9 protein-coding genes are annotated in these 12647 nt (G+C 41.4%); 7 read left to right on the forward strand and 2 right to left on the reverse strand.

The features are described from left to right. Positions 1-95 precede the first annotated feature (95 nt). On the reverse strand, positions 96-980 hold the full coding sequence (gene nadK, locus DXX94_RS17040) for an NAD(+) kinase (protein ID WP_116017731.1): 885 nt from the start codon (positions 978-980) through the stop codon (positions 96-98). 157 nt (positions 981-1137) lie between these two features. On the opposite strand from nadK, the gene grpE reads away from it, so the two are divergent. From grpE to DXX94_RS17065, 5 genes are all read left to right on the forward strand, one after another. After that, positions 1138-1773 (forward strand): nucleotide exchange factor GrpE, encoded by a 636-nt coding sequence (gene grpE, locus DXX94_RS17045; RefSeq protein WP_116017733.1) that lies wholly within the window; start codon positions 1138-1140, stop codon positions 1771-1773. A gap of 277 nt (positions 1774-2050) precedes the next feature. Continuing rightward, positions 2051-3979 (forward strand): molecular chaperone DnaK, encoded by a 1929-nt coding sequence (gene dnaK, locus DXX94_RS17050; protein WP_116017735.1) that lies wholly within the window; start codon positions 2051-2053, stop codon positions 3977-3979. 340 nt (positions 3980-4319) lie between these two features. Continuing rightward, positions 4320-5462, forward strand: coding sequence for a molecular chaperone DnaJ (gene dnaJ, locus DXX94_RS17055; RefSeq protein WP_116017737.1), 1143 nt, complete (start codon positions 4320-4322; stop codon positions 5460-5462). A 128-nt stretch (positions 5463-5590) separates the two neighbouring features. Further along, positions 5591-6352, forward strand: coding sequence for a hypothetical protein (locus DXX94_RS17060; protein ID WP_116017739.1), 762 nt, complete (start codon positions 5591-5593; stop codon positions 6350-6352). Positions 6353-6704: 352 nt separating this feature from the next. Further along, complete coding sequence (locus DXX94_RS17065; RefSeq protein WP_116017741.1) at positions 6705-7373, forward strand: hypothetical protein; 669 nt, start codon at positions 6705-6707, stop codon at positions 7371-7373. Between the two features lie 202 nt (positions 7374-7575). Here DXX94_RS17065 and DXX94_RS17070 read toward each other — a convergent pair whose 3' ends face one another. Further along, positions 7576-8049, reverse strand: coding sequence for an Lrp/AsnC family transcriptional regulator (locus DXX94_RS17070; protein ID WP_116017743.1), 474 nt, complete (start codon positions 8047-8049; stop codon positions 7576-7578). Between the two features lie 227 nt (positions 8050-8276). Between DXX94_RS17070 and nhaA the strand changes: the two genes are divergently transcribed. After that, a complete protein-coding gene (gene nhaA / locus DXX94_RS17075; RefSeq protein WP_116017745.1) occupies positions 8277-9461 on the forward strand; it encodes a Na+/H+ antiporter NhaA in 1185 nt (394 codons plus the stop codon). A 295-nt stretch (positions 9462-9756) separates the two neighbouring features. Continuing rightward, a complete protein-coding gene (locus DXX94_RS17080; RefSeq protein ID WP_116017747.1) occupies positions 9757-12624 on the forward strand; it encodes a TonB-dependent receptor domain-containing protein in 2868 nt (955 codons plus the stop codon). Positions 12625-12647 lie beyond the last annotated feature (23 nt).

The following is a 12647-nucleotide window of genomic DNA, read 5'->3' on the forward strand; positions in this document are numbered from 1 at the left end:
TAAACAGTGTTTAGCTGTCAATTTATACAGTAATTATCAGTAGTGCAAGTAGAAAGTGAATCTTGCTTTAAAGGTTTTGAGCTAACCGTTTGTAACTAGTAGAGTTTATTACCCCAGCTTAGTTTGTTTCTAAGCACGTTGAAGTAACTGTGATCCAGTGGGTGAATAAGGCGTAGGGTATGGGGGCTCTTCTTGATGACCACTTGATCACCCGGCATGACCGCTAAAATAACATGACCATCACAGCTAACTTGTAAATTCTCGTGGTTATCGTTAGCAAGAATCAATTTAATTTCGCTGTCACCATCCACCACAATTGGGCGGCTGGTTAAAGTATGTGGGAACATAGGCACCAGCGACAGGGCATTCAGATTAGGCGTTAAAATTGGCCCGCCTGCCGACATTGAATAAGCAGTTGAGCCTGTTGGTGTAGAAACAATTAAACCATCTGAGCGCTGGCTAAACATAAAGCTGTCGTCAATGTAGACTTCAAACTCAATCATATTGGCGACTTTACCCGCATGCAGCACGGCTTCGTTGACGGCACTATTGGAGCTTTTCAGTTTACCGTGGCGATACACTTCTGCTTCAATAATAAAGCGTTGCTCCGATCGCGACTCACCGCGTAATATTGCCTCTAACGGCGGAATAACGTCTTGCGGTGATAAGTCGGTCAAGAATCCTAAATTGCCACGGTTAACGCCAATAACACCTATGCTGTAGCCAGACAACACTCGTGCTGCGCCGAGCATATAACCGTCACCACCAACGACAATCGCCAGATCAGCTTGTTCGCCAATGTCTGTTAATGATTGAATATCCGGTTCGCAGTCAGCGTCAATAGCGCATGCTACCGAGCGCTCAACTAATACTTGGTAGTTATTTTCAATTAAATACTGGTGCAGTGTTGAGATGGTCGCGCTAGCGCCTTCATGATTTGGTTTACCAATAAGGCCAACGGTTTTATACAACTGGCTCATGACGTTATATGCCTGAATTCTTCTTGTTATCGGCAGTGTCGCTCTTAAATTTTCACTTGTAAAGTCAGGGATTTAATAAATCTTGAAAAATGGAGCTTGAAACCAAAATTCTAAACCCCATAATTAGCAACAATTATGTTTTACCGGAGAGATTTTCATGACCACTGAGTCGAACGAAAACCCTATCAATGAAAATAAGACAGCCGAAGATATTGCTGCTGAAGAGATAATTGCCCAAGCTGAAGAGCAAGTAGAAGAGCAGCACGAACACGCGCATGAAATTTTAAGCGAAGAGCAAGAAAAAATTAACGAGCTAGAACTAGCATTAGCTGCTGCTCAAGCAACGGTTGCTGATCAAAAAGACTCAGTAATTCGCGCCAAAGCAGAGGTTGATAACGTTCGTCGCCGCAGCGCACAAGACGTTGAAAAAGCTCGTAAGTTCGCGTTAGAAAAATTTGCCGGTGATTTACTACCTGTGGTTGATAACCTAGAGCGTGCTATCGAATCATTCGACAAAGAAGACGAAAGCCAAAAAGCGATGCTTGAAGGTGTTGAACTAACACTACAAAGCTTCTTATCTACGTTAGAAAAATTTGACGTAAAAGCGGTTAACCCACAAGACCAACCATTTAACCCTGAACTTCACCAAGCCATGTTAATGCAAGAAGTACCGGGTGTTGCGCCAAATACCGTTATTGCTGTAATGCAAAAAGGTTACGAGCTAAATGGTCGTTTAATTCGCCCTGCAATGGTAATGGTATCTAAAGCCGCGCCAGTTGATACCCAAGCCTAATTACTAGGTACAAACCATATCTTGTTAAAACCAGCCAAATGGCTGGTTTTTTTATACCTTGTTATTTACATCTATCTTTCTTACTTATTTGCTGAACTTTACTACTTGGTTTTTCAGCGCACATCTAAGCCAGTTAATGTGAAATCGCTGCTTAGTAAGAATTCCTTACAAAAAGTGATCTTTTTTTATTTTTTTACTTGAAATGCTTTTTCGCGACCCCACTAAGTAAATCATCTAAGCAAAAATGAATTTTTAAAGAATTTCGGAGATCCTCACGATGGGCAAAATTATCGGTATTGACCTAGGGACAACTAACTCATGTGTAGCTGTTCTTGATGGTGACAGCGTACGAGTTATTGAGAACGCAGAAGGCGATCGTACAACCCCTTCAATCATTGCATACACTGCAGAAGGTGAAACACTAGTTGGTCAACCAGCTAAGCGTCAAGCAGTTACTAACCCAGAAAACACCTTATTCGCAATCAAGCGTTTAATCGGTCGTCGTTTTGAAGATAAAGAAGTACAACGTGACATCGACATCATGCCATTTGGTATCAAGAAAGCTGACAATGGCGATGCGTGGGTAGAAGCGAAAGGCGAAAAAGTTGCGCCACCACAAGTTTCTGCTGAAGTACTTAAGAAAATGAAGAAAACTGCAGAAGACTACTTAGGTGAAACAGTCACTGAAGCTGTTATCACGGTACCTGCATACTTCAACGATTCACAGCGCCAAGCAACTAAAGATGCTGGTCGTATCGCGGGCCTTGATGTTAAGCGTATTATCAACGAGCCAACAGCTGCTGCTCTTGCTTACGGTATGGACAAGCAACAAGGCGATAAAGTTGTTGCAGTATATGACCTTGGTGGTGGTACATTCGATATTTCAATCATTGAAATTGACGAAGTAGAAGGCGAGCACACGTTTGAAGTATTAGCGACAAACGGTGACACGCACTTAGGTGGTGAAGATTTCGATAACCGCTTAATCAACTACTTAGTAGACGAATTCAAGAAAGACCAAGGCCTCGACCTGAAAAACGATGCACTTGCGATGCAACGTGTTAAAGAAGCCGCAGAAAAAGCAAAATGTGAGCTTTCTTCAGCACAGCAGACTGACGTAAACCTTCCTTACGTTACTGCTGATGCGACTGGTCCTAAGCACATGAACATCAAAGTAACTCGCGCTAAGCTTGAGTCACTTGTTGAAGACATGGTTAAAGCGACATTAGAGCCGTTAAAAACAGCTTTAGCTGATGCTGACCTTTCAACTTCTGACGTAACAGATGTTATTCTTGTTGGTGGTCAAACACGTATGCCACTTGTTCAGCAAGTAGTAACGGACTTCTTCGGAAAAGAGCCACGCAAAGACGTTAACCCTGATGAAGCAGTAGCTTCAGGTGCAGCGGTTCAAGCGGGTGTTCTTGCTGGTGACGTAACAGACGTTCTTCTACTAGACGTTACTCCACTTTCTCTAGGTATTGAGACTATGGGTGGCGTGATGACTAAGGTTATCGAGAAAAACACGACGATTCCTACTAAGCAATCGCAAACGTTCTCAACAGCGGAAGACAACCAAGCGGCAGTAACTGTTCACGTACTTCAAGGTGAGCGCAAGCAAGCTTCTGTGAACAAATCACTTGGTCAATTCAACCTAGAAGGTATTGACCCAGCGCCACGTGGTATGCCACAAATCGAAGTAACCTTCGATATTGATGCTGACGGTATCTTGCACGTGTCTGCGAAAGACAAGAATACAGGTAAAGAGCAGAAGATTACGATCAAAGCGTCTTCTGGTTTATCGGATGATGAAGTAGAGCAAATGGTACGTGACGCAGAAGCGAATGCTGATGCCGATGCTAAGTTCGAAGAGCTAGTAACTGCACGTAACCAAGCTGACGGTATGATCCACGCAACCAAAACTCAAGTAACTGAAGCGGGTGATGACTTACCAGCAGAAGACAAAGAGAAAATCGAAGCAGCAATCAAAGAACTTGAAGAAGTCATCAAAGGCGACGACAAAGAAGCGATTGAAGCTAAGCAACAAGCATTAATGGAAGCGTCAGCTAAGTTAATGGAAATTGCGCAAGCTAAAGCACAAGCTCAAGGCGGTGCAGCTCCTGAAGGCGCAGCGCCAGAAGCTGAAGCAGCAGCTCCTCAAGACGACGTTGTAGACGCTGAGTTTGAAGAGGTTAAAGACGACAAATAGTCGGGCTTGAATCTTGTCGCCAGAAAGCCTTATTTCTTCGTTGGTCATGCTCACATACATTCGTATGCTCCGCGTGACCGCCTTGAACTAAAACTTTCTGGCATAAAGCTTCTTAGCCCTTAATTCTCAAGTGAGTTTTAAGGGTAAATAAAGCGAACTGAAATAATAAAGCGTCGGTATTCGACGCTTTGTTTTGTTTAAACCACTAACGATTATCAAAAAAACATAAAGTTAATTTGTTTGATGGTTAGGTCTGTTGATTAAACTTGGTGTTTAACTAACAAAGCCAGTAAACCAATTAATTTTCGAAAATTTGAAGTAACAGTAAAGAATTAAAGCTATGTCAAAACGTGATTATTATGAGTTATTAGGCGTATCAAAAGACGCGTCAGAACGTGACATTAAAAAGGCTTACAAACGCCTTGCGATGAAGTACCACCCAGACCGTACGCAAGGTGACAAAGAAAAAGAAGAAACCTTTAAGCAAATTAAAGAAGCTTACGAAGTATTAAACGACGACCAAAAACGCGCAGCCTACGACCAATACGGTCACGCAGCCTTTGAACAAGGTGGCATGGGCGGCGGTGGCGGCTTCGGCGGCGGTGCTGACTTTGGTGATATCTTCGGTGATGTTTTTGGCGATATCTTCGGTGGCGGCGGTCGTCGCGGCGGTGGCGGTTCACGTGCTCGTCGTGGTAGCGACTTACGTTACAACCTAGAAATGACGCTAGAAGAAGCGGTTAAAGGTAAATCTGTCGAAATTAAAGTACCAACTTACGCAAGTTGTGAGCCTTGTGGCGGCAGCGGTGCGAAAAAAGGTACATCAGCTAAAACTTGTGGTACTTGTGGCGGTCATGGCCAAGTACAAATGCGCCAAGGTTTATTCGCGGTTCAGCAAACGTGTCCAACCTGTGGCGGTAAAGGTAGCGTAATTAGCGACCCGTGTAATGCTTGTCATGGTCAAGGCCGTGTTCAGAAAACCAAAACCCTTAACGCGAAAATCCCTGCAGGCGTTGATACGGGCGATCGCATTCGCTTATCTGGTGAAGGTGAAGCAGGTGAGCACGGTGCACCAGCCGGTGACTTATATGTTCAGGTAAACGTTAAAGATCACCCAATCTTTGTACGTGACGAAAACCACTTGTACTGTGAAGTGCCAATTAGCTTTGCGACAGCAGCACTTGGCGGTGAAATTGAAGTACCGACCCTTGAAGGTAAAGTCAAACTTAAGGTACCGAAAGAAACCCAAACAGGCAAAATGTTCCGCTTACGTAGCAAAGGCGTTAAGTCAGTACGCAGTTCAGGTCCAGGCGATTTAATGTGTAAAGTTGTAGTTGAAACGCCGGTGAACTTAACGGGTGACCAAGTAGATTTACTGCGCCAGTTAGATAGCAAAATGGAAGCGAGCAGCAAGAAGCACAGCCCGAAAGAAACCGGTTTCTTTGACGGCGTGCGTAAGTTCTTCGATGATCTTAAGTCGTAATTGCTAGCCTCAATAATTACTTTCTAAAAATCCCGCTTCGGCGGGATTTTTGATCTTGAAATAAAAAGCAGGCAATATGATTTGAGGGGATTAGGTAAGTATCATAATCAATAGAAGGGACGCTGCTGATGAACATCAAATTTATTCTTGCTGGCCTACTTGGTATTGCGACGGGGTATGGGCTATCAACATTGCCAATAACAGATGAGCTTATTGATAATGGCAAAGCCAAGACAATACCCTCAATCAACGCTTATGCTGAACAGTCTGACAATGATGTGATTGTTGAACATATACCATCTGACACAACACAATTATCTTCTGCAGACATCAACGCACAATTAAGAGATGTGCTCGCTGATAAAGACAAGCAAATAGCTCGACTACAACAAGAGTTAGCCGCTTTAACCGATAAAGTACATTCCCAAGCATCACACGATTCAGCTATTTATCATCAGTCTGAAGGCCTGGTTGAGGGTAATGGTGAGCAGCTACATGTGCAAGATATCTCGTTTGAACAATTATTGGAGTCAGCTGAGGCGCCTTATGTCAGTATGCTTAGCAATTTAGAGCCAGAAGCAAAAAACTTGTATTCAACCCTTCACAGCGGCGTGGCAGATAACAGCCAAGTAGAGCGCGATTTTGAACTAGAAATGAAAATTCAAGATTTTGTGACATTGCACGCGCTTGCTAACGAAGTAGAGCTTGCCAGTGTGATCTGTAAAAACGGTGTTTGTGAAGCCAAAGGAAAGGAGTTAGCAAGCTACAGCTGGCAAAGGGTAATGAATAGTATGCTACAAACGCCCTGGAGTCGGTTTTTAAGTTCATATTCGACCGCTGATCAAATCGCAGACCAAGGTGAATTTTTCTACACTTTAATGAAGTATTAAGAAATGAAGTATTAAGAAATGAAGTATTAAGAATAGTTCCAGATTGAGGCGCGATGCTTGAGTAATCTAAGTCAGGCTGCACCATTCCTAAAATCGGGTATAGCGAGCAAACTCAGTAAAGCTAGCTATGCTTGGCTGATTACAATGTTTACGTGCTCAGCACTAAAAATAGTGTGATTAAAGTAAGCTAAGCTAAATTTGGCGAGTTATTTAGTGAAAACCTTAGGCTAGATCATCGGGTTACAATTCGTCACTATACAAGCTTTGCAGCTATACATTAGAATTGGCGAAATTTTAGTAACACTGCTTGCTAAGTGGTCTTAAAACACTGGCTTATTTTCCGGAAAGTAACATGCGCAAACTTCTATTTTCGTTATTCGCCTTATTACAAAGTTCAATGCTTCTTGCTGAAGAGCAACCATTACCACCACCAGACCCTGCTTTTGAAGGTGTTCACGGTATTGTACTAATGAATAAAAATGCCAATATTTTTGCTTCACATATGCCAACGTATGAAAAGCCTGGCAATTATCAAATTCTTTATAAGCTGCAAGTAAAAGACGTAAATCTAGTACAGTTGGTTAAGCACAATGAATTAGTAACCGTAAAGCCTGAGTCATTCAATTTACAGCGTTTGATACGCGGCGAAAAAATTAGTGTTAAAGGTGATGTTTATATCGGGCATTACGAGCGCGATGGCATGCTAGTTTACGAAGGTATGACATTAGATTTTGACCAGCATCTGTTTGTACGTGAGCTAACCGAGTTACAAGCATCAAGCAATATTCAAGAATACAGCGCTGTTGAATACAGAAGCAAAACAGGGCGTTTATACGTTCATCACATTCAACAAGCACCAAGCTACGACCATATTGTTTATGTTGACCTTGAGTCAAGCTGCCCAACCAAATTTGCAACGTCTGGTGCCGTTGCCAAAGAAAAAGAAGTATTATTTAAACTACTTAACTGCGGTACGATGAAGCCGCTTTACTACGAAACAGAGGACTTTGCGGGTAAATAAGCTGGTTTTGGGTGTTTTAAGTATTATTAAGTGGTCAAAGTGCGACGCAATTAAAGTGATAACTTAAGGTTAGAACTTTGCGTCGCACGAAGAATGTTGCCTAAATTTAACACAATATATTTATCTATTTTTCCCGCCTACTTTTAGTCTAATCAATTGTTAGTTTTGCTAACTTCTTTATTCTTTCCAACAATCTTCGACTTTAATTTTCTTCCGAAAAGTTTGGCAACACGCCGCTGCGGCTATGTTCAAAAATTAACGACGTTTCGACGGTTTGCACTTCATCTCGCGACGTAATCGCGTCAAACACAAATTTACGTAAGTGCTCACTGTCTTTAACCGACATATGAATATAGTAATCGTACATACCACCCATGTGGTAAAGGCTGACAATTTCAGGCAGCAGCAAAAGGTCATCGCGCAGCTGGTTCACTATTTCTTCAGAATAAGGTTGTAACTTAATGGCGGCGATTGCCTCAATGTTGCCACCAATAGTTTTAAAGTTGATATCCACATAAGCTTTTTTGATTACACCTGATTGTCTTAACCGTTTAACACGCTCTAAACACGTTGAAGGGGCAATATTGATTTTCGCCGCGAGCTCTTTGTTCGTGATATCCGCGTCGTTAAACAAAATTGTTAATATTTTTAAGTCGATAGCATCTAATTTTTTCAAAATATTGTCTAAGCTCTGTGTTGTGTTCTTGTCTTTCGAGAGTTTTTGCTCAATTATATACGTCAGACGTTGCAATCTCGTCTTATAAGAACAAATATCTAAATAATGGAATAATTCCGAATATAGCTCACTAATTTCGAAGTTGATACAAATAAATTAAAATATTATTTGGCTTATTGACTTTTTGGTGACATATTATGTCTTGAAATGTATTAGGGAAGTAAACTATGACAGTAAAAGCGATACAAGACTTTTTAAAACTTGAGGCGGCCAGCGGTATTATTTTAATGATTGCCGCTGTTATTGCCATTATTCTCGCCAACTCACCACTAAATGAATATTACGATATGTTCTTGAGCATCCCCGTAGTGGTTGCGATCGGCAGCTTTGAAATTGCTAAGCCTTTACTACTTTGGATCAATGACGGCTTAATGGCAATGTTCTTTTTCTTGATTGGTCTTGAGCTAAAGCGTGAATTTCTTGAAGGTGAACTATCAAAGCCAGGCCAAATAGCCTTACCTGCTGTAGGTGCAATTGGTGGTATGGCGGTGCCTGCACTCATCTACGCAGGATTAAACTATCAAGACCCGCAAGCGTTAAATGGTTGGGCAATTCCAACCGCAACCGATATTGCTTTTGCGTTGGGTATTTTGGCCATGGTAGGTAGTAAAGTACCACTACAACTAAAAATATTCTTAACCTCGCTAGCGATATTTGATGACCTAGGCGCGATTATTGTGATTGCACTGTTTTACACAGATCAGTTATCGATTACGTCATTAGTGGTATCTGCTATCGTTTTAGTTGTGCTGTTTATTTTGAACAAACGTGGTGTAAGAGACACCGCACCTTATATTTTCTTCGGTATTGTGTTGTGGGTTGCTGTATTAAAATCTGGCGTTCATGCGACATTGGCTGGTGTAACCTTGGCATTATTTATTCCAATGAAAGGACGTGAGGGCGAGCCTTCACCACTGAAATCGCTTGAGCATAACTTACACGCCATGGTGGCCTTTATTATCCTGCCTATCTTTGCCTTTGCTAACGCAGGTGTGAATTTAGATGGCGTTGGAATGAGCGACGTATTGTCACCAGTTCCGCTTGGTATCATTCTTGGTTTGTTTGTTGGTAAGCAGCTTGGTGTTTTCGGATTCTGTTTTGTCGCGATTAAAGCTGGCTTAGTTAAGTTGCCAGAAAACACTAACTGGACCTTGCTATACGGAGCGTCACTGCTTTGTGGTGTTGGTTTCACTATGAGTTTATTTATTGGCTCACTTGCCTTTGAACAAACTGGTGCAAATATGATTTACCAAGATCGTTTAGGAATTATCATTGGTTCAATTATCTCAGGTACATTGGGTTACTTAATCATTAAACGTGGGGTTGGTCGATTAACTAAGTCCGTTAACTAGTTGACTTAACGAAGTCATAAACCTCAAATAAAAAACGGCGATATCACTATCGCCGTTTTTTATACTAAAAACAAACGATCTCGTTTAGCAAATCAACTTACTAGAAAATACACATCACATATACATTTATAGCCAATTCTTATCACTTGTAACTTTTTGTTGATATTTGTTTCAGGATTAACATATATTTAACACGTCAGTTGATTTGTTACTGATTGGTTTGGTAGCAATCCATCCAAATATTTATTCAAAATTCTAAAAATAATATTCACTCTATGTGACCAGGGAGAAGTACATGTATTCTAATAAACTAACTAAAGCCATTCGCTTGGCGCTAGTTGTTGGTGCAACCGCAGGAGTCTCTATACCAGTATTTGCTGAAGAAGCTAATATTGAAGAGGAGTCTGTAGAACGAATTGAAGTAACAGGTTCGCGAATTCTGCGTGAAGGTGCTGTTGCTCCAACACCTGTTACTGTTATTTCAGGTGCAGACCTAGTTAATACCGGTGCACTAAACATTGGTGACGCACTTAATGATTTACCTGCGCTAGCAAGCACTTTCTCACTTTCAAACTCTAACCGTTTTATCGGTACTTCAGGTTTGAACTTATTAGATTTACGTAACTTAGGTACAAACCGAACACTTGTATTAGTTAATGGTAAACGTCATGTGTCGAGTGTTGCTAGTGAAGCAGCTGTAGATACTAACACTATTCCAAGTGCTTGGATTGAGCGTGTAGAAATCATTACTGGCGGTGCATCAGCTGTATACGGTGCTGATGCTGTTACAGGTGTGGTTAATTTTGTATTAAAAGATAACGTTGAAGGCTTAGACGTTTCATTTAATCGCGGCGAATCACAACACTCTGACTATTCAACAGATAAGTTTACCCTATCGTATGGTACTAATTTTGATGATGACCGCGGTAACGTAGCATTTTCATTTGAGTATGCTTCACAAGACTCACTAAATGCATTAGATCACCCATGGACGAGAACGTCGACTCGTGAGCTTGCTAACCCTGACCAACCAGCAGGTGATGTAGATAACCCAGCGTTTCCTGATGAAATCTTCTATGAAAATGCTGGTTTCTGGGCAATTAGTGACCGTGGTGTAATCGGTGCGTTTGGTCTAATTGATAACCCATACACATTTGACGACAACGGTAACTTAGTTTTAGTTAATACAGGTACGATCACTGATGGTTTAACTTGTGCTGGTGATAATTGTGATTTCTTTAACTTAGGCAAGTACAGTGAAGTTCAACCGCAGTTTGAACGCAGTAACTTCAACTTAAAATCTAACTATGACATCACTGATGACTTACGTGTATATGCAGAAGCTAAGTACGTTCGCGTTGAAGGTGAAAGCTTAGGTCAACCAGCGTTTAGCTTTGGTGGGGGTGGTTCAATCCCAACGTTCTTAGACTCTTCTTATGCTTTCTTTAATGATGAAACTAAAGAAAAAATCGATGCTGGTGCAGGTTTTGTTGTACTTAACCGCTTGCATGACGATATTGGTCGTCGCGTAGAAGACAATACCCGTGAAACAACTCGATTAGTTGTAGGTACAGACGGTATTTTTGGTGATGATTGGTCATTTGATGTTTCACTTAACTACGGTAAAACGGAAATCGAACGTGTTAATGGTGCTAACTTAATTATTGCCAACTACAACAATGCTATTGCGGCTATAGATGATGGAAACGGTAATATTGTTTGTGCTGACGAAGAAGCTCGTGCAAATGGTTGTTTACCATTCGACGTAACACGTTACAACACAGCATCTGACGAGTTAAAAAACTACTTAACAACAACATCAGTAGGTACCTCTGAAATCGAGCAAACGGTATTTACTGCAAACATTAGTAATGGTTCAATTTATGAATTACCTGCAGGTGATGTTGGTTTTGCAGCAGGTGTTGAATACCGAAAAGAAGAAAGTGAATCGGTAGAAGATGATAATGCAGAAGGTACATTCTTTAACGCGCTTGGTGAAGATAAAGGTGATTTTGACGTAACTGAAGCGTACTTCGAATTGTCAGTACCTGTGCTTACAGATACCTTCCTTGCTGAAGATGTAATCTTCGAAACAGCTGTTCGTTTTGCCGATTACAGTACAATTGGTGATACAACTAGTTGGAAGTTAGGTTTGGATTGGACAATTGTAGATGGTTTACGTGTTCGTGCGACAAAATCGGAAGCATTACGTGCGCCTAACATTGGTGAAATCTTTGGTGCTGAAAGCCAAACTTTCTACAACGTGGATGATCCTTGTAAAGCGTCAGAACTTGCGCAATCAGACAACAACGCAACTCGCCGTGCTAACTGTGCTGCTTTGGGTGTTGCTACTGATTTTGACAGTGATTACGACTCTGCTACATTGCCGGGTGCTGTATCAGGTAATGAGGACGTTAAAGAAGAAACGTCAACTTCAACAACCGTTGGTATCGTATATCAACCAGAGTTTGTTGAAGGCCTTTCATTTACTGTTGATTACTGGAATATTGAGCTAGAAGATGCAATTTCGACTATTGATGCACAAGAGATTCTTGATCGCTGTGTAGATAGTGAATCTGGTATCGACAACCAATTCTGTAACTTAATCACGCGTAATCCTGCGAACAGTGAAATCACGCGTATTCAAAACTCAGTATTAAACGTTGCGGGTCGTGACGTTGAAGGTATTGATTTTGAAATTGGTTACGATTTCGACTTGTTTGGCGGTGAAATGTCAACAACCTTACTTGGTACCCGCTTACTTAAATTCCGTGAGTTCCCTTTCCAAGACAACACTGAGCAATTCATCGATAACGAAGGGACTGCTGGTTTCGCAGATTTAGAAGGTTCGTTACGCCTGCGTTATACGCATGGCGATTGGACTGTAACCTCTAGTACTCGTTATATGGATGAAGTGTTCCTGTACACACCACAAGACTTCGAGCGTAACCCTAATCCAAGTGATTTGTTAACATTTACAACATACGTGAAAACAGACATGACTGTAGGTTACGAGTTTGAAAACGGCATAGGTGTTTCGTTTGGTATTGAAAACCTATTTGATAGAGAGTTACCGCGTGGTACACGTGGTACAGGTCGCTCATCTGCGACTTACGACAATATCGGTCGTTTCTACCACATGACGTTCTCGTACAAAATGTAATATCTGTCACTAAAAATATTACT

The sequence above is a fragment of the Thalassotalea euphylliae genome (genome assembly GCF_003390375.1).
In the GTDB taxonomy this organism is placed as follows: domain Bacteria; phylum Pseudomonadota; class Gammaproteobacteria; order Enterobacterales; family Alteromonadaceae; genus Thalassotalea_F; species Thalassotalea_F euphylliae_A.